This window comes from Dactylosporangium sp. CA-139066, assembly GCF_050936175.1.
GTDB lineage: Bacteria > Actinomycetota > Actinomycetes > Mycobacteriales > Micromonosporaceae > Dactylosporangium.
Map to the genome: position 1 here is coordinate 2342354 of NZ_JBNJNH010000002.1, position 17917 is coordinate 2360270.

Below are 17917 nucleotides of genomic sequence, written 5' to 3' on the forward strand. Positions count from 1 at the left end.
TCAGCTTCTGCTCCGGGGCGATGCGCTCCGGAGCTTTTTCGTGTCCCGAGTCGCGTCGCTCCGGCCTCTTCGAAGGAGACCGCGACATGCAGGACCACCGCCGGCTCGGGCGCGAGCTCGAGCTCTTCCACTCCGATCCGCTCGTCGGCGCCGGGCTGCCCCTGTGGCTGCCCCGCGGCGCGGCCGCCCGGCGCGCGGTCGAGGACTACCTGCTCGACCTGGAACGCTGCCACGGCTACCAGCACGTGTACTCCCCGCCGCTGGCCAAGGCGGAGATGTACTACAGATCCGGCCACCTGCCGCACTACGCCGACGACATGTTCCCGCCGATGGCCCTGGACGCCGACAACGCCTTCGTCCTGCGCCCGAGCCTGTGTCCCCATCACGCCGCGGTGTTCAGCTCGCGCGGGCGCTCCTACCGCGAGCTGCCGCTGCGCATCGGCGAGATCGGCGGGCAGTACCGCGCCGAGCGCTCCGGCGTGCTCGGCGGCCTGGCCCGGGTGCGCGCGATATCGCTCAACGACGGCCACGTCTTCTGCGCCGAGGACGCCGTCGAGGACGAGATCGTGGCGGCGCTGTCGGTCATGAAGGAGGCGCACGCCGCGCTGGGCTTCGAGCCGTCGTCGTGGCGGCTTTCGCTGCGCGGCGGCGGCGACAAGTACGTCGACGACCCGCCGATGTGGGACCGCGCGACCGCCGTGCTGCGCCGCGCGCTCGAGGCGGCCGATGTGCCCTATGAGGCGGCGGAGGGCGAGGCGGCGTTCTACGGGCCGAAGATCGACATCCAGCTGCGCGACTACGCCGGCCGGGAGAGCACCCTCGCCACCGTGCAGGTCGACTACTTCATGCCCGGCCGCTTCGATCTGTCCTATGTGGACGCCGACGGCGCCCGCCGCCGCCCGGTGATGGTGCACCGCAGCGCGGCCGGCAGCATGGAGCGCCTGTTCGCCCACCTCATCGAGGTGCACGACGGCGCGTTCCCGGCCTGGTACGCGCCCGTGCAGGTCGAGGTCCTCCCGGTCGGCGACGCGTCCGGGCGGGAGTTCGCCGATCGCTGCCGCGCGCTCGGCCTGCGCATCGAGGAGGTGTACGCCGGGAGCCTCGCCGCCCGCATCCGCGACGCCTCGGTGCGCAAGGTCCCGTTCGTGGCCGTGATCGGCGCGAACGAGCTCGCCGCCGGCTCCGTCTCGCTGCGCTCCCGCGACGGCGCGGTGTCGCAGCTCCCGGTGGACGCGGCCCTGGAGCGGCTGATTTCGGTGTGCCGGCCGCCTAAACACGCGGGAGCGGCCGGTTCGTCTGTCTCCGTGTGAAGGTTCTTCGCAAGATCGGCGCGGGGCTCGCGGCGCTCTCCATGGCCGCGTGCTCCGCGCCCTCGTCCTACGCCGCACCCTCCTCGGCGGTTCCGTCGAGAGCAGTTCCGTCCAGCGCGGGTCCGTCCCCGACTCGCGGCCCGGCGACCGTGGCCGTGCCCGACATCGAGTACCCGGCGGTGGGCGGCGGCGCCTACGAGTACGCGCCAACGGCCGGCCCGGTCGCCGGCGCCGCGGGCCGGCTGCTCAGCTACCGCATCGCGGTGGAGCGCGACATCGCCGGCATTTCCCCCGCCGGGTTCGCCGAGGCCGTCGAGGCGGTCTTCGCCGACCCGCGCAGCTGGCCCGGCACCGGCCAGTGGCGGCTGCGCCGGGCCGGCACCGGTGAGCGCTTCGACTTTACGATCTACCTGGTCACCCCGGCAACGCGGGACCGGCTCTGCCACAGCTCCTTCGACCGGTACACCAGCTGCCGCAACGGCGACAGCGTCGTCATCAACGTGGCCCGCTGGGTCCACGGCGTGCCGGACTATGGCGCCGACCTGGTCACCTATCGGCAGTACGTCATCAATCACGAGACCGGCCACCGGCTCTATCACGGCCACGAGCTGTGCCCGGGCCCCGGCCGCCCGGCGCCGGTGATGCAGCAGCAGACCCTCGGCCTGCACGGCTGCACCGCCAACGCCTGGCCGATCGTGGACGGCCGTTCGTACGCCGGGCGCTCCGGCCAGTACGACGACCCGCTTCCGCGCGACCCGTAAACGCCGGCGGCCTTCGCCCTCGTCTATCCCGGTGGGGGAAGGGAGGGCCATGCAGGAGTTCACCGAGTTCGTGCTCGGCCGGTCGCATGCGCTGCTGCGCTTCGCGTACCTGCTGACCGGGGACCGGCACCTGGCCGAGGACCTGACACAGGAGGCGCTGGTGCGCGCGCACCGCCGCTGGTCGGGCATCGTCGGCGCGGAGGGGCCGGAGCCGTACGTGCGCAAGGCGATCCTGCGGCAGTACCTCTCCTGGCGCCGGCGCCGCTCCTTCGCGGAGCGACCGATCGCCGAGGTCCCCGACCCGCTGCCCGGCACCGTCGCCGACGACACCGCCGGAAGGGTCGTCGAGGCCGACGCGATGTGGACCCTGCTGGCCACCCTGCCGAGGTCGCAGCGCGCCGTCATGGTGCTGCGGTACTACGAGGACCTCCCCGACGCGGAGATCTCCCGCCTGCTCAACTGCTCCACCTCAACCGTTCGAGTCCACGCGTTCCACGCACTGCAGAAGCTTCGGGCGGCCCTGGCCAAGGACCGGGTCGCCCCCGCGCCGGGAGGCCATACATGATCAACGACGACGTCGAGGAGCGCCTCCGCGAGGCCCTTCGCCTGCACGCGGCCGACGCCCCGCCGGGCGCCGCGATGCTCTCCACCGTCACCACCGAGTCGGTCCGCCGCGGCAAGCGGGCCCGCCTGGCCGCGTTCTCCTCCGGCGCCGCCGCGCTGGTCGCGATCGGCGCGGCGATCCCGTTCGCCCTGTCGTCGGGCGGCGCCGCCCCGCAGGTCGCGGCCGACCGCCCGGGCGCGGCGTCGACCCTGACCCCCGCCCCGATCCCGGCGAACCCGTCGGCCGCGCCGGCCGGGAGCACCACCACCACCGTGCCGTTGCTGGTCCAGTCAACGGTCCCGGCGAGCGTGACGTTCCCGTTCACCGCGCCGGCGCTCGCGGGCTACGGCCAGCCGCGGATCGCGCTGACCGGCGGCCACCCGACGTCGGTCCAGGTGCTGGCCAAGGGCGTGAGCGCCGACCTGACCCTGTACTCCGAGCGCCCGCCCGCCCCGACCTCGAAGACCACGTCCGCGACGACCGCGGTGAACGGCCAGACGGCGACGGTGTACGAGTGGCGCTACGCCGACGACGACCCGACCATCCCGTTCTCGGACCTCGAGCGCACCCTGGTCTGGCAGCCGTCCGCCGGCCAGTGGCTGAGCCTGCGCGTCACCCCGGCGGCGAGCACGGCGGACCTGGTCGCCTACGCCGAGGCGGTCAAGCCCGGCGGCGCGAAGGCCCAGGCCCCGTTCACGTTCGGCCTCATGCCGGCCGGATGGACGACCGACAACATCGACGGCGGCGTCGTCACGGTCTGCCCGCCGGGTGTGACCCCCGACCCGTCGTACGAGCACAAGCTGGCCGTCATGCTCGACGAGACCGCCGGCATCGAGCCGAAGTTCGGCAACCAGGCCGTGGAGGTCCAGGTCGCCGGCCGCCGGGCCTGGCTGACGTCGACGGACGAGGGCCAGACCCTGCAGATCCCGCAGCCCGGCGGCCGCTCCCTGCTGCTGCAGATCGCCCCCGAGGCCGCGCTGCCCCGCGACCTGCTGCTGCGCTTCGCCGCCACGATCGAGGTCACCCCGTCGGCCCAGGTCGGCCACGGCTGACACCCCTTTGGCATGAGGCGCCACCCCGCGGCGTGTTGCACGCTGTTCTTGGCGCCTCAAGAGGGTAACTTAAGGGATGATTCGGACGAGACCGTCTCAAATCCGAATATTTCTGCATACGATCGCTTCGTGCTGGTTGTAACGACTGAGGGCCTCCCCGGCTTCGAGATCACCGCGGTGCTCGGAGAGGTCCTGGGAGTGGTGGCCACCTCCCGTAACCCATTCGCCGCGGGCATCAGATCCACCGAGGGCGGCCCCGGCCAGGACTTGTCCCAGTTCCTGGTCCAGACCCGATCGAGGGCGGTCGGCCAAATGGTCCAGGCCGCCGAGAACCGAGGCGCCAACGCCATCGTCGGCATGCGCTTCGACCACAGAGACGTCACAAACACGTGGGTCGAACTCTGCGCCTACGGCACCGCAGTAGTAGCAGTCCCAATCCACGCCAGAACAGGAGCCCACGCCGCCGCCTAGCACTGTCTAGAAAAGCCGCAACGTTCCCAGACCGCAACCCGCGCCAACTGCACAACCGTGAGGCGCGCACGGCCCAGAAGCAACCACGGCCCCTGCTCATCAGAGGCGCACCGGTGCCCCCCGGCCCCCCCCGGCCCCCCCGGCCCCCCCGGCCCCCGGCCGCGACAGAACTACTTGATCTCCGCGATGGCCGCCCCCGCCGAGACAACCTCCCCCACCACCGCATTCAACCCCGTGACAACCCCCGCCTTATGCGCATTCAACGGCTGCTCCATCTTCATCGCCTCCAGCACCACGATGAGATCCCCTTCGGCAACCGTGTCTCCCTCCGCCACCGCGATCTTCACGATCGTCCCCTGCATCGGGCTGGTCAGCGCGTCCCCGCCGGCCGCCGCGGCCTGCTTCTTCCCCCCGCCGCGCCGCCGCGGCACCGCGGCCGCCGACCCGCCTGACGCGGATGCCGCCCCCAGCCCCGCCGGCAGAGTGACCTCGAGCCGCTTGCCGCCGACCTCGACGACGATCGTCTCGCGCGCCTCGGCGGCCGACACCTCGGTCGCGGCCGCGACGAACGGCGGGACGTCGTTGACCCACTCGGTCTCGATCCAGCGGGTGTGGACGCGGAACGGCTCCTCGGCGAAGGCCGGGTCGCGCACGACCTTGCGGTGGAAGGGCAGCGCGGTGGCCATGCCGTCGACGACCATCTCGTCGAGGACGCGGCGGGAGCGCTCGATGGCCTGGGCGCGGGTCTCGCCGACGACGATGACCTTGGCGAGCAGGGAGTCGAAGTTGCCGCCGATGACGCTGCCGGACTCGATGCCGGTGTCGACGCGCACGCCCGGGCCCGTGGGGATGCTCAGCGCCGTGACCGTGCCGGGAGCCGGGAGGAAGTTGCGGCCGGGGTCCTCGCCGTTGATGCGGAACTCGATCGCGTGGCCGCGCGGGGCCGGGTCGGCGTCGAAGCGCAGCTTCTCGCCGTCGGCGACGCGGAACTGCTCGCGGACCAGGTCGATGCCGGCGGTCTCCTCGGTGACCGGGTGCTCGACCTGCAGGCGGGTGTTGACCTCGAGGAACGAGATGGTGCCGTCGCTGCCGACGAGGTATTCGACCGTGCCGGCGCCGTGGTAACCGGCCTCGCGGCAGATGGCCTTGGCCGACTCGTGGATCTGAGCGCGCTGGTCGTCGGTGAGGAACGGGGCCGGCGCCTCCTCGACGAGCTTCTGGTGGCGCCGCTGCAGCGAGCAGTCGCGGGTGCCGACCACAACGACGTTGCCGTGCTGGTCGGCCAGGACCTGGGCCTCGACGTGGCGGGGCCGGTCCAGGTAGCGCTCGACGAAGCACTCGCCGCGGCCGAAGGCGGCCACCGCCTCGCGGACGGCGGACTCGAAGAGGGACGGGATCTCCTCCATGGTGCGCGCCACCTTCAGGCCGCGGCCGCCGCCGCCGAAGGCCGCCTTGATGGCGACCGGGAGGCCGTGTGCCTCGGCGAAGGCGATGATCTCGTCGGCGTCGGCGACGGGCTCGGCGGTGCCGGGGACCAGCGGGGCGCCGGCACGCTGGGCGATGTGACGCGCCGTCACCTTGTCGCCGAGGTCACGGATCGCCTGCGGAGTGGGGCCGATCCACGTGAGGCCGGCGTCGAGGACCGCCTGGGCGAAGTCGGCGTTCTCCGAAAGGAAGCCGTAGCCGGGGTGGACCGCGTCGGCGCCGGAGCGGGCGGCGACATCGATGAGCTTCTCAATACGCAGGTAGGAGTCGGCCGCGGTGTCGCCGCCCAGCGCGTAGGCCTCGTCGGCGAGCCGGGTGTGCAGGGCGTCGCGGTCGGAGTCGGCATAGACGGCCACGCTGCCCAGGCCGGCGTCGCGGCAGGCGCGGATGACCCGCACCGCGATCTCACCCCGGTTGGCGATGAGTACCTTCTGCACTGAACGCTCCCTTTGCTCTGGGCCCTCGGCCGCAGTCTAAGCCCAGGGTCCGACACTTTCCGTTGCCAACAAAATCACTTCGGGGTACTAGTCAAACTTTCCTATTACGCTTGTGTCGTGTCTACTACGCGTCTGCTGATCCTCGGCCTGATCTCGTACCTCCAGCCCGTCCACGGCTACGACATCCGCAAGGAGCTGGCCAGCTGGCACGTAGAGAGCTGGGCCAACGTCCAGCCGGGCTCGATCTACCACGCCCTGCGCAAGATGACCGAGGAGGGCCTGCTCGAGGAGGCCGGGACCGGGCAGACCGGCAACCGGCCGGCCCACACGCAGTACGCGCTCACCGCGGCCGGTGCGGCGGAGTATCAGACGCTGCTGCGCAAGTACTGGTGGGAGTATCAGGAGCCGACGGACCCGTTCCTGGCCGGGTTCGCGTTCCTGCCGCACCTGCCGCGCGCGGAGGCGGTCGGCGCGCTGCGGGCCCGGGCCCGGCTGCTCGAGGGCTGGAACGCGACCTATCGCGACAACGTCGAGGAGTGGACCGCGTACAAGCCGGTGCACGTCGCCTGGCAGTTCGAGCTCACCATGGCCCGCTGCGAGGCGGAGGCCCGCTGGTGCCACGACATCGCCGCGCGCATCGAGGCCGGCGAGGGTACGCACACCAACGAGGGTCCCGGGCCCGAGGGGGAGAGCGCCGAGGAGTGGCGCAAGGCGATCCGGGCCGAGTACGGCGAGCCCGTCGACGAGGACGACGAGTAGTACGCGAAATATTCAAGCTTGACCGTCAAAACTATATCGCGTTATGGTCTCCCTGCCGGGCCGCAGGCCCGGCGCGCCCCACTGGCCAGGCCGCCAAGCCGGGCGGGAATTGCCGAGGGCACACAGACAGGGAGACGGACATGATCGAGACGAGGGGGCTGCGGAAGTCCTTCCGCTCCCGCGCCGGTCGCGAGACGAAGGTCGTCGAGGCCGTGCGGGGCGTCGACCTCTCCGTCAAGGAGGGGGAGATCTTCGGGTTCCTCGGGCCGAACGGCGCCGGCAAGACCACCACGCTGCGCATGCTGGCCACGCTCATCACCCCGGACGGCGGTGAGGCCAGCATCGCCGGCGCCGACCTGCTCAAGGACCCCGGCGAGGTGCGCCGCCGCATCGGCTACGTCGCACAGGGCGGCAGCACCTGGGACGAGAGCTCCGCCCGGGAGGAGTTGGTCCTTCAGGCGCGCTACTACGGCATCTCGAAGTCCGAGGCGCGCGTGCGGGCCGCGAAGGCGCTCGACGCGTTCCAGCTGACCGAGTACGCCGACCGTCGCTGCAAGACCTACTCCGGCGGCCAGCGCCGCCGCGTCGACATCGCGCTCGGCATCATCCACGAGCCGCGCATCGTCTTCCTCGACGAGCCGACCACCGGGCTCGACCCGCAGAGCCGCGCCCACATGTGGGACGAGGTACGCCGCCTGCGCGAGGAAGGCATGACGGTCTTCATCACCACGCACTACCTCGACGAGGCCGACGCGCTGTGCGACCGGATCGCGATCATGGACCACGGGGAGATCGTCACCGAGGGCACCGTCGACGCGCTCAAGCGCGAGGTCGCCGGCGACGTGGTGACCGTCGGGGTCAACGGCAGCATCGACACCGCCGAGACCCTGCTGACCAACCAGGACTACGTGCGCCGCGTCGAGCGCGAGAACGGGCGTCTGCGGCTGTACGTCACCGAAGGCGCCACCGCCATCCCGCACATCCTGCGGCTGCTCGACCACGCGGGCGTGACGCTCGGCGAGATGGAGCTGCACCGCCCGAGCCTCGACGACGTGTTCCTCACCAAGACCGGCCGTTCCCTGAGGGAGAGCTGAGCGATGAAATTCTTCCGCGACACCTGGCTGGTCTTCCAGCGGCAGATGCAGCTCATGCTGCGCAACCCGGTCTGGCTCATCGTCGGGATCATCCAGCCGCTGTTCTACCTGCTGCTCTTCGCGCCGCTGCTCAAGCCGGCGCTGGGCGTGAGCTCCAACGCCGACGCCTACAAGCTGTTCGTGCCCGGCCTGCTGGTGCTGCTGGCGATGTTCGGCTCGCTGTTCACCGGCTTCGGGCTCATCGCGGAGCTGCGGGCCGGCGTCATCGAGCGCAGCCGGGTCACGCCGGTCAGCCGGTTCGCGCTGCTGGTCGGCCGCTCGCTGCGCGACGTCGTGTCGCTGCTGTTCCAGGCGCTGCTCATCGTGGTCATCGCGGTCGCGTTCGGGCTGCGGGTCAACGCGCTGGACGTGGTGGCCGCGTTCGGGCTGATGGCCGTGATCTCGCTGATGCTCTCGGCGTTCTCGTACGCGATCTCGCTCAAGCTGCGCAGCGAGGACGCCCTCGCGCCGCTGCTCAACACGATCTCGCAGCCGCTGCTGCTGACCGCCGGCATCCTGCTGCCGCTGACCTTCGCGCCGAAGTGGCTGAAGACGGTCTCCGACTGGAACCCGTTCTCGTGGGCCGTCGACGGGGTGCGCGCGCTGTTCGACGGCCACCCCGGCGCGGACTCGGTGTGGCAGGCGGCGGTGGTCATCGGCAGCCTGACCGTGCTGACGGTGATCTGGGCGTCCCGCGCCTTCGCGAAGGGCGTCCGTTAGAAACCGGAGAGCATCGAGAGAGCCGGGGCATAACCGATAAATCCGAAATGTCCGTCACGAAGTGGCGGACATTTCGGATCGGTAGGACCGCCCGATCGGCTTTACCGGTAATGACCGTCACGCTGTCGGCCCCTTCCCCGGTGGAAGGGGCCGTGACAGCGTCTGGGGGTGCAACTCGTCCGCGACCGGCTCACCTGGGTCATGTACGTCCAGCTGGCGCTGTGGGTCTATTTCCTGTACGGGTTCGGGCCGGTCGCCCCGCTGCTGCGCGACGAGCTGCACATCAGCCGGACCCTCGCCGGGCTGCACGGGACCGCGTTCGCGGCCGGGGGGATCGTCGGGGGCGCCGTCCTGCCGCTGCTCACCCGGCGGCTCGGGCGGCACCGGCTCATCTGGATCGGGCTGGGCCTGGTCTGCGCGGCGGCGGCTGGGATGTACGCCGCCCACCATCTCGCGCTGACCCTGGCGTTCACGACGCTGGGCAGCTTCGGCGGGGCGCTCAGCGTCAACGCGATCAACGCGGCGATGACCGATCACCACGGCACCGCCGCGCCGGCCGCGATCAGCGAGGCCAACGCGGCCGCGGCCGGGGTCGGGCTGGTCGCGCCGCTCATCGTCGGGGCGACGTTCGCGGCGGGGTGGGGGTGGCGGTTCGGGCTGGTGCTCGTCGTCGTGCCCGTGGTCGTCATCGCGTTCTACGCGCGGGCGCGGGCGGTGCGGCCGCCGGAGGCCGCCGGGTTCGGCGGGGAGCGGGCCGCGCACCGGCCGCTGCCGGGGACGTTTCCGCTGGCGCTGGCCAGCCTGTTCGCGACCGGGTCGATCGAGATCTGCCTGACGCTGTGGGGCAGTGACGTGCTGCGCGCCCATGCGCACGTCTCGGCCGGGGTGGCCACCGCGGCCGTGTCGACGATGATCGCCGGGATGGTCGGCGGGCGGCTGGCCGGCGGGCGGATGCTGCTGTTGTTCCGGCCGACGCGGATGCTGCTGGCCGCGCTCGCGGTGAGCGTGGGCGGGTTCGCGGTGTTCTGGTCGGTGACGGTGCCGTGGCTGGCGATGGCGGGGCTGTTCGTGGCCGGGCTCGGGATGGGGCTGCACTACCCGCTCGGGATCGGGCTGGCCCTCGCGCACTCGGACGGCCAGCCCGACCTGGCGGCGGCACGGGCGTCGTTCGCGGTCGGCATCTCGTTCGCGGTCGCGCCGTTCGCGCTGGGCGCCCTGGCCGACCGGGTGGGTCCGCACCCGGCCTTCCTGCTGGTACCGCTGTTCGCGGCGGTCTCCGCCGTCGCCATCCTCCGCCTCGACCGACTCACGCTGCCCGCCTGATCTTGGGCTGGCAAACGCAACTGGAGCTCGCTACACCACACCAAGTCGGTTGCGCGGACCCGAGCCAGGAAAAGCTAGAGGCGGCGGGCGATCGTGAGTCCGTCGGCGAGCGGAAGCAGCACGGACTCCACTCTCGGGTCCGCCAGGACCCGGCGGTTGAACTCGACCATCGCGACCGTGCCGGCGTCGGCCGGGTCGGGATCGACGATGTGCCCGTGGCGCAGCACGTTGTCGACCAGGATCAGCCCGCCCGGGCGCATGCGCGGGACGAGCTCCTCCCAGTAGCGCAGGTAGCCGGTCTTGTCCGCGTCGATGAACGCCAGGTCGAGGTGCGGCTCGGGCGGCAGCGCGGCCAGTGACTCGGCGGCCGGGCCGAGGCGCAGCTCGATGCGCTCGGCCAGGCCGGTGCGGGCCCAGTAGCGCCGCGCGATGCTCGTGAACTCGTCGGACACGTCCAGGCAGATCAGGCGGCCGCCGTCGGCCAGCCCGCGGGCGATCGCGATGCTCGACAGGCCCGTGAACGTGCCGATCTCGACCGCCTGCTTCGCGCCGAGGATGCGGGTCAGCAGCGTCATGAACGCGGCCTGCTCCGGCGCGATCTGCATGCCCGCCTGGTCCGGCAGCACGCTCGCCGTCTCGTCGATGAGGTCACGCACCGCGTCGTCGGGCTCGCTGCCGTTGGCCACGACGTACGCGTGCAACTCGTCCGTCAGGCTCAAGGTCTCCTTCGTCATGGGTCCATCCTGCCGCGCGACCACAGCGACGTGATCGGAACGCCGAGCCGGGCCAGGAGCAGCCGCAGCGTCGGTACGGACAGGCCGACCACGTTGGTGTGATCGCCCTCGATGCCGGCGACGAACGCGCCGCCCAGCCCGTCGATGGTGAACGCCCCGGCGACCTCGAGCGGTTCTCCCGAGGCCACGTAGGCGGCGATCTCGTCGTCGTCGGGCTCGGCGAAGTGCACCGTGGTGGCCACGACGGCCTCCGCGACGGCGCCGGTCTCCAGGTCGATCAGGCAGTGGCCGGTGTGCAGGACCCCCGAGCGGCCGCGCATCGCCTTCCAGCGCGCGGTCGCTTCGGTGGCCGAGGCCGGCTTGCCGAGGATCTCGCCGTCGAACGCGAGGACGGAGTCGCAGCCGAGCACGAGGGCGGACGGCTCGGTGACGCCGGCGGCGACCGCGCGGGCCTTGAGGGCGGCGAGCGTGCCGGCCAGCGTCGCCGCGTCGCCCGCCTCGATCACGGACTCGTCGACGCCGCTCACGACGACCTGGGGATCGATGCCGGCGTGGGTGAGCAGGCGGCGGCGGGCGGGGCTCGCCGAGGCCAGAATGAACGTCTTCACGTAGCGGAAGGTTAGCGAAGTCTCCGTACCATCATGGCCGTGCGCAAGCTCTGGGCGGAGTTCAAGGCCATCGCCATCGGGGGCTCCGTCCTCGATCTGGCGCTCGGGTTCATCATCGGCACCGCGTTCGCGACCCTGATCCAGTCCTTCGTGACCAACCTGTTCCTGCAGGCCGTCGCCGTGCTGGTGCACGAGCCGGACTTCAAGGCGCTGCAGTTCAAGATCCACGGCACGCCCATCAAGTACGGCGTGTTCCTCAACGACCTGCTGCAGTTCATGCTGCTGGCGGTCGGGCTGTTCGTGGTCATCAAGCTCATGACGCTCATCGGCGTCGAGCGGGGGCGTTCGCTCGAGCTGCGCAACTGCCCCTACTGCCTCGACCGCATCCCGGTGGCCGCGATGACCTGCCGATCGTGCGGCCAGCCGCTGGTGTCCGAGCTGCCCCCGCCCGAGGAGGCCGAGCGGCTGCAGCGGGAGCGGGAGGCGCGGAAATGGCCGACGCTGCCGCCGATCACGATCCCGCGACGGCGCGCCAGTGCCGCGCCCGGCCCGGACGAGCGCTCCGGGCCCAGCGGGAACTCGGAGCCGCAGCCACGGGAGGAGCCGGCGCGAGACTGAACAGCGCGCCGACGATCGCCGCGACCTCCTCGGCGCTGGGCGTGCCGCGCACCACCCTGAACAGGGGCTCCTCGCTCACGTGACCCTCCCGGACTCGTTCACGAAACGTTGCCGTCTTGCGAGCATACGCACACCCCGGCAGCGCATACTCGAACGGAACGGGAGTCGATGGCGAGTTGGGGGGCCGCATTGACAAACGTCCTGCTTCGCCGAGTCTGTGCCGCGATATCGATAGTTTTCGTTGTGCTGGTGCTTGCGCCGGCCGTCTCGGCGTCGGCCCGGGAGGGCGAGTCGCCCGCGTCCGTGTCCGCATCGCTGCACTACCAGGTCACGTTCGTGGCGCGGGCCTGCGACAGCTACCACGACGTCATGGGCAACCGGGTCCGTGACGACCACGCCGAGAGCGCGGCGCTGACCGGGCGCGAAACCGCGTACCAGGACGGCTCCGAGGTCGACCCGGACGTCGAGGCGGCCAACTCGTCCGGCTGCGAGCCGCTCAACGGGTGGCAATTTTCACTGGGCGCCGGGCACGAGAAGAAGGGCGCGCTGTCGACCGTCACGGCGCCGGCGACCGGCAGCGGGCCGACCGCCGCGGCCGCGCCGCTGCTGGACCGCACGGGGCAGAAGACCGACAAGACGATCGACGGCGCGGTGACCGTGATCCTCACCGACGACCAGGCCAGGGCCGCGGCCCGCCATCAGCTGTGGGCCCAGGGCGGCACGCCGGGCGACCCGCTGATGACCGGCGCGCAGTCGGGCCGGGCCGGATACGGCTTCGGCGCCCTGCGCTGCGCCCTGGACGACCACACCGGCGGAAACGTGCAGTGGATCGGCTTCCCGGCCGGCACCCGCCACGTGTTCTGCTTCGCGTACTACGTCAAGGGCGCCCCGGCGCCCGGCACGCTCATCGTGCGGGCGCGCACGACGCGCGCGCCGGGCTATCCGCAGCGCTTCGCCTTCGACGCCAGCCCCAGCTACAACCGCGACCAGCGGATCAGCGTCGACACGAGCACCGACGCGACGTTCGTGCGCAGCTCCGGCGGACAGCCGAGCACGATCGCCTCACGCACGCCGCCCGGCTGGACGCTCGCCGACCTCGGCTGCACCAAGAGCGGCGCCGGGCAGAGCCTCGCCACCACCGACGTGCCGACCGGCCGGGCGACCGTCACGCTGGCCCCCGGCGAGATCGTCACGTGCACCTTCACCTACGCCCCGCCGGCCGTCCCGCCCGGCCTTACCCTGCTGCTGTACTCCGACAGCCCCGGCGGCGCCTTCAACCTCTCCGTCGCCGACCCGGCCGGCGGCCCGCCCCGGCTGCTCAGCGCGACGCCGACGGGCGACGGCTCGGCCTCGACGGCGGCCGGCGCCGACCTCGGCACGCTGCTGCCCGGCTCGTATGCGGTGACCCTCACCCCGCCGGCCGGCGACGCCGCGGCGTGGAGCCTGGCCGGCGCGGCCTGCGGCGACCAGACGCTCAAGCCCGACAACATGACCGTCACCGTGGTCGTGCCGGCCGGCGCGGCGATCGACTGCGCCGTGCGGGTCAGCCGCAAGGCCGGCTCGCTCGAGCTGCGCTCGGTCACCGTCGGCGGCACCGCGGCCGCGTCCTTCGCCGTGACGCCACGCGCCGAGGCCCTGGCCGGCTGGTCCGGGGTCGCGACGACGACCGGGGTCGGCATCGGCGCCGTGGCCCAGGGCGACGTGCCCGGGTCGCTGGCGTTCGGCGACTATCTGGTCACCCCGGTCCCGCCGGTGTCCACCGTGGACGGCAGCTGGCGGCTGAGTTCGTTCGCCTGCGACCCGGGCGACAATCCGGATATGCCGGATGTGGCCGCCGATGTCGCACACCTCTCCGCCGGCCGCCCCGCGGCCAAGTGCACGGCCACGTTCCTGTTCGATCCCGCCCGCCAGTTGCAGGTCACGGTCCGCTTCGCCGGCAACGTCGACGGGCGGGCCGGCGCCGTCGTGCTCGACGTGCAGTGCGAGGACGGCTCGAGCGGCCGCGCGGTGCTCGCCGCCGAGGACAACAGCGAGGCCTCCCTGCCGGCGCCGCTGGGCTTCCTGAGCCCGACCCGGTGCATGGTCCAGCGGCCGACGGCCCCGGCGGCGAAGAGCGCACAGGTGTCGGTCACCGCCACCCTCGACCCCAACCCCGGAAAGGGCCCCCTCGCCATCCCCGGCACGGTCGAGATCGCCGCCGACAACGCGGCCGACGAGCCGGAGTACACCGTCGTCGTCACCGTCACCTTCGACACCTCGGAGGCGCCCCCGACGCAGCAGAAGGTCCTCGATACGTTCAAGGTCCTTCCGGTGGCCCTGATCGGCGCCGGCCTGGTCGGGCTCGGCCTGCTCATCCTGCTGATCATGGTGCTTCGGTCCCGCGCGGACTGACGCGAGATCTTCACCGTTTCCGGGGTTTTTGCGGGGTGCGCGCGTTGGGTAACTTTCTTGGTGATGACCCAGCCCAAGGCCCTGATTGCCGAGCGTTACCGACTGATCGAGTCGCTCGGCGCGGGTGGCATGGGCCGGGTCTGGCTGGCCCGCGACGAGATGCTGCGCCGCGACGTGGCCATCAAGGAGATCATCTTCCCGGAGAGCCTGACCCAGGAGGAGCGCGAGGAGCTGCGCCAGCGCACCCTGCGCGAGGCCCGGGCCGCGGCCCGGCTCAACGACGCCAACGTCGTGCGGATCTACGACGTCGTGCGCACCGAGCAGGCGCCGTGGATCGTCATGGAGTACGTCCCGTCGCGCTCGCTGCACCAGGTGATCACCGATGACGGCCCGCTGCCGCCGGAGCGCGTCGCCCAGATCGGGCTGGCGGTCCTCGGCGCGCTGAAGGCCGCGCACGCCGCCGGGGTGCTGCACCGCGACGTCAAGCCGGGCAACGTGCTGCTCGCCGACACGGGCCGGGTCGTGCTCACCGACTTCGGCCTGGCGGTGTTCGACGGCGGCGACGGCGCCGTCACGCGCCCCGGGCTGATCCTGGGCTCGCCGCAGTACATCTCCCCGGAGCGGGCGAAGGAGGGCACCTCCGGCCCGGAGTCGGACATGTGGTCGCTCGGCGCCACGCTGTACGCCGCGGTCGAGGGCCGGTCGCCGTATGCGCGCTCGACCACCTACGCCACGCTGACCGCCCTCGCCACCGAGGAGCCCGACGCCCCAACTCGCGCCGGCGTCATGAAGCCGGTCCTCAACGCGCTGCTGCGCAAGGACCCGCGCTCGCGCGCCGGCGTGGCCGAGACCGAGCGGCTGCTGCAGCGCGCCGCGATCGGGGCGGGCCGCGGCTGGCCCTGGAGCATGCCGGCCCTGCCGCGGCCGCGGCGGTCGCGGGAGTACTCGCGGTATCCGTCGCACTCCGGCGCTTCGGACCAGCGCCCCGCCGCGGCGATCGAGCCGATCGCCCCGGTGAGCGCCGCGCCCGGCGCCGCATCGGAGCTGTCACCGGTCCCGTTCGCCAGCATCCGGTACCCCGGCCGCGTCCACGGCAGCGCCACGGTGGCCCCGCCGGCCCCGTCGGCGGCGCCCTCGGACGAGCCGCTCGTGGTCTTCACGTCGGACGACGACGAGCTCGACCGCACCGTCCCGCGCTCGCAGCGCTGGCGCTGGATCGCCGCCGGCGTGGCCGTGCTCCTGGTGGTCGTGGGCGCCGCGCTGTACTTCTCCGACTCCATCCGGTCCGACCGGGGCGCCCCGCCGGCGGTACCCCCGGCGTCGGCCACGCTCGTGTCGTCCTCGCTGCCGGCCTCGCCGTCGCCGTCCCCGATCGTCGTGGGCTCGATCGGCAACAACACGGTCCAGCTCCCGCCCGGTTACGAGTGGAAGACCGACCCGAAGTTCGGCTGGCGCGTCGGCCTGCCGATCGGCTGGCTTCCGCAACCCAGCCCCGACACCCCGTCGATGGTCTTCTTCCAGAGCAACACCGACCCGCGGATGCGCATCGGCTTCGACGTGACGTACACGCCGCCCCCGGGCGACCCGAAGGCCGACTGGGCCGACCAGGAGCGCGCCCGCGTCGCCAAGGGCCTGTACACCAACTACCAGCGCGTCAAGATCGTGGACGTCCCGAACTACCTCGGCGCATGCGCCGAATGGCAGTGGACCTACGACTCGTCGCAGGGCCACATGCGCGTGTCCAACCTGGGCTGCCGCGTGCGCCCCAACCTGGGCGTGGCCATCTACTGGGAGTGCACCGCCGACATCTGGTCGTCCCCGCCGGTCCAGCAGATCTACAACATCATCAAGGTCACGTTCCAGCCCCCGCCCCCGTGAGCCGGCGCTACAGCGGGATGTTGCCGTGCTTCTTCGGCGGCAGCGTCTCGCGCTTGGTGCGCAGCAGCCGCAGCGCGCGGACGATCTCGACGCGCGTCGTCGAAGGCGGGATGACGCCGTCGACGTAGCCGCGCTCGGCCGCGACGTACGGGTTGGCGAGCGTGTCCTCGTACTCCTGCACCAGGTCGGCGCGCAGGGACGTGGGGTCGGCGGCGTCGCGCAGCTCCTGGCGGTACAGGATGTTGACCGCGCCCTGGGCGCCCATCACCGCGATCTGCGCGGTCGGCCACGCGAAGTTGAGGTCGGCGCCGAGGTGCTTGGAGCCCATGACGTCGTACGCGCCGCCGTAGGCCTTGCGGGTGATGACCGTGACCTTGGGTACCGTCGCCTCGGCATAGGCGTAGATCAGCTTGGCGCCGCGGCGGATGATGCCGTCCCACTCCTGGGTGGCGCCCGGCAGGAAGCCGGGGACGTCCACGAACGTCAGGATCGGGATGTTGAAGGCGTCGCAGGTGCGCACGAAGCGGGCCGCCTTCTCCGAGGCGTCGATGTCCAGGCAGCCCGCGAAGTGCATCGGCTGGTTGGCCACGACGCCGACCGGGTGGCCCTCGACGCGGCCGAAGCCGACCAGGATGTTCTGCGCGAACAGCGGCTGCACCTCGAGGAAGTCCTCGACGACGGCCTCGATGACCGTGTGCATGTCGTACGGCTGGTTCGCCGAGTCCGGGATCACGCCGTCGAGGGCCAGGTCCTCGTCGGTGACCTCGAGCGGGGCCGGCGCGGGCACGACGGGAGCGTCGTCCATGTTGTTGGACGGCAGGTAGGACAGCAGCGCGCGCACGTAGTCGATCGCGTCGTCCTCGTCGGAGGCGAGGTAGTGCGCGTTGCCCGACTTGGTGTTGTGGGTGCGGGCGCCGCCGAGCTCCTCGAACTCGATGTCCTCGCCGGTCACGGTCTTGATCACGTCGGGGCCGGTGATGAACATGTGCGACGTCTGGTCGACCATCACGGTGAAGTCGGTGACGGCCGGCGAGTAGACGGCGCCGCCGGCGCACGGGCCCATGATCAGCGAGATCTGCGGGATGACGCCCGAGGCGCGGACGTTGCGGAAGAAGATTTCGCCGTACAGCCCGAGGGAGACGACCCCCTCCTGGATGCGGGCGCCGCCGGAGTCGTTGATGCCGACGATCGGGCAGCCGATCTTCATCGCGAGGTCCATGACCTTGACGATCTTCTCGCCGAAGACCTCGCCGAGGGAGCCGCCGAAGACGGTGAAGTCCTGCGCGAAGACGCACACCTGGCGGCCCTCGACGGTGCCGTAGCCGGTGACGACGCCGTCGCCGTACGGCCGGGTGGCCTCCAGGCCGAAGTTCGTGGACCGGTGCCGGGCGAGCTCGTCAAGCTCGACGAAGGAGCCGGGGTCGAGCAGCAGGTCGATGCGCTCGCGGGCGGTCTTCTTGCCGCGCGCGTGCTGCTTCTCGACGGCCCGGGCCGACCCCGCGTGGACCGCCTCCTCCGTGCGGCGCTCGAGATCGGCGAGCTTTCCGGCCGTCGTGTGGATGTCGGCGCCGACTCCAACCTGCTCTGTTGTCACGTTCGGCATCCTATTCTTGGCGGCATAGGGTCGCCTTGT

16 protein-coding genes and 1 pseudogene are annotated in these 17917 nt (G+C 71.8%); 12 read left to right on the forward strand and 5 right to left on the reverse strand.

Translation table 11 applies throughout. The features are described 5' to 3' along the window. Positions 1 to 86: 86 nt before the first annotated feature. The 5 genes from thrS (at position 87) to ACQEVU_RS55590 (ending at position 4198) form a co-directional block, all read left to right on the forward strand. Positions 87 to 1310 (forward strand): threonine--tRNA ligase, encoded by a 1224-nt coding sequence (thrS, locus tag ACQEVU_RS55570; RefSeq protein WP_433339311.1) that lies wholly within the window; start codon positions 87 to 89, stop codon positions 1308 to 1310. 155 nt (positions 1311 to 1465) lie between these two features. Further along, positions 1466 to 2071, forward strand: coding sequence for a DUF3152 domain-containing protein (locus ACQEVU_RS55575; RefSeq protein WP_433339312.1), 606 nt, complete (start codon positions 1466 to 1468; stop codon positions 2069 to 2071). 49 nt (positions 2072 to 2120) lie between these two features. Next, the gene (locus ACQEVU_RS55580) at positions 2121 to 2636 is read left to right on the forward strand and encodes a SigE family RNA polymerase sigma factor (RefSeq protein ID WP_433339313.1); all 516 of its coding nucleotides are present in this window, start codon (positions 2121 to 2123) and stop codon (positions 2634 to 2636) included. Next, positions 2633 to 3727, forward strand: a complete 1095-nt coding sequence (locus ACQEVU_RS55585) for a hypothetical protein (protein ID WP_433339314.1) — start codon at positions 2633 to 2635, stop codon at positions 3725 to 3727. The genes ACQEVU_RS55580 and ACQEVU_RS55585 overlap by 4 nt, the downstream gene beginning before the upstream one ends. Positions 3728 to 3856: 129 nt before the next feature. Then, positions 3857 to 4198: a YbjQ family protein gene (locus ACQEVU_RS55590; RefSeq protein WP_433339315.1), complete on the forward strand. Its 342-nt coding sequence runs from the start codon at positions 3857 to 3859 to the stop codon at positions 4196 to 4198. Positions 4199 to 4368: 170 nt separating this feature from the next. On the opposite strand, the gene ACQEVU_RS55595 is transcribed toward ACQEVU_RS55590, so the two are convergent. Beyond that, on the reverse strand, positions 4369 to 6120 hold the full coding sequence (locus tag ACQEVU_RS55595; RefSeq protein ID WP_433339316.1) for an acetyl/propionyl/methylcrotonyl-CoA carboxylase subunit alpha: 1752 nt from the start codon (positions 6118 to 6120) through the stop codon (positions 4369 to 4371). 117 nt (positions 6121 to 6237) lie between these two features. Between ACQEVU_RS55595 and ACQEVU_RS55600 the strand changes: the two genes are divergently transcribed. The 4 genes from ACQEVU_RS55600 to ACQEVU_RS55615 all read left to right on the forward strand — a co-directional run bounded on the left by ACQEVU_RS55600 (position 6238) and on the right by ACQEVU_RS55615 (position 10055). Further along, positions 6238 to 6879, forward strand: coding sequence for a PadR family transcriptional regulator (locus tag ACQEVU_RS55600; protein WP_433339317.1), 642 nt, complete (start codon positions 6238 to 6240; stop codon positions 6877 to 6879). A 140-nt stretch (positions 6880 to 7019) separates the two neighbouring features. Beyond that, entirely contained in the window at positions 7020 to 7973 is a 954-nt protein-coding gene (locus ACQEVU_RS55605) for an ATP-binding cassette domain-containing protein (protein ID WP_433339318.1), read from the forward strand. 3 nt (positions 7974 to 7976) lie between these two features. Then, the gene (locus tag ACQEVU_RS55610; RefSeq protein ID WP_433339319.1) at positions 7977 to 8732 is read left to right on the forward strand and encodes an ABC transporter permease; all 756 of its coding nucleotides are present in this window, start codon (positions 7977 to 7979) and stop codon (positions 8730 to 8732) included. A 168-nt stretch (positions 8733 to 8900) separates the two neighbouring features. Then, a complete protein-coding gene (locus tag ACQEVU_RS55615) occupies positions 8901 to 10055 on the forward strand; it encodes an MFS transporter (protein ID WP_433339320.1) in 1155 nt (384 codons plus the stop codon). Between the two features lie 74 nt (positions 10056 to 10129). Here the strand turns inward: ACQEVU_RS55615 and ACQEVU_RS55620 are convergent, their stop codons facing one another. Together ACQEVU_RS55620 and ACQEVU_RS55625 are read right to left on the reverse strand one after the other, a co-directional pair. Then, the gene (locus ACQEVU_RS55620) at positions 10130 to 10789 is read right to left on the reverse strand and encodes an O-methyltransferase (protein ID WP_433339321.1); all 660 of its coding nucleotides are present in this window, start codon (positions 10787 to 10789) and stop codon (positions 10130 to 10132) included. Continuing rightward, complete coding sequence (locus ACQEVU_RS55625; RefSeq protein WP_433339322.1) at positions 10786 to 11397, reverse strand: Maf family protein; 612 nt, start codon at positions 11395 to 11397, stop codon at positions 10786 to 10788. Before ACQEVU_RS55625 ends, ACQEVU_RS55620 begins: the two co-directional genes overlap by 4 nt. A gap of 33 nt (positions 11398 to 11430) precedes the next feature. On the opposite strand from ACQEVU_RS55625, the pseudogene ACQEVU_RS55630 reads away from it, so the two are divergent. Continuing rightward, positions 11431 to 11718 (forward strand): annotated as a pseudogene (locus tag ACQEVU_RS55630) (MscL family protein); the annotation flags it as partial. Between the two features lie 190 nt (positions 11719 to 11908). On the opposite strand, the gene ACQEVU_RS55635 reads toward ACQEVU_RS55630, so the two are convergent. Continuing rightward, positions 11909 to 12094 carry an acyl-CoA carboxylase subunit epsilon gene (locus tag ACQEVU_RS55635; protein WP_433339323.1) on the reverse strand — a complete coding sequence of 62 codons (186 nt, stop codon included), beginning with the start codon at positions 12092 to 12094 and terminating at the stop codon, positions 11909 to 11911. 164 nt (positions 12095 to 12258) lie between these two features. Between ACQEVU_RS55635 and ACQEVU_RS55640 the strand changes: the two genes are divergently transcribed. After that, positions 12259 to 14406, forward strand: a complete 2148-nt coding sequence (locus tag ACQEVU_RS55640) for a prealbumin-like fold domain-containing protein (RefSeq protein WP_433339324.1) — start codon at positions 12259 to 12261, stop codon at positions 14404 to 14406. 63 nt (positions 14407 to 14469) lie between these two features. Further along, entirely contained in the window at positions 14470 to 16284 is a 1815-nt protein-coding gene (locus ACQEVU_RS55645) for a serine/threonine-protein kinase (RefSeq protein WP_433339325.1), read from the forward strand. A 7-nt stretch (positions 16285 to 16291) separates the two neighbouring features. Here the strand turns inward: ACQEVU_RS55645 and ACQEVU_RS55650 are convergent, their stop codons facing one another. Next, a complete protein-coding gene (locus ACQEVU_RS55650) occupies positions 16292 to 17887 on the reverse strand; it encodes an acyl-CoA carboxylase subunit beta (protein ID WP_433339326.1) in 1596 nt (531 codons plus the stop codon). Between the last annotated feature and the right edge of the window lie 30 nt (positions 17888 to 17917).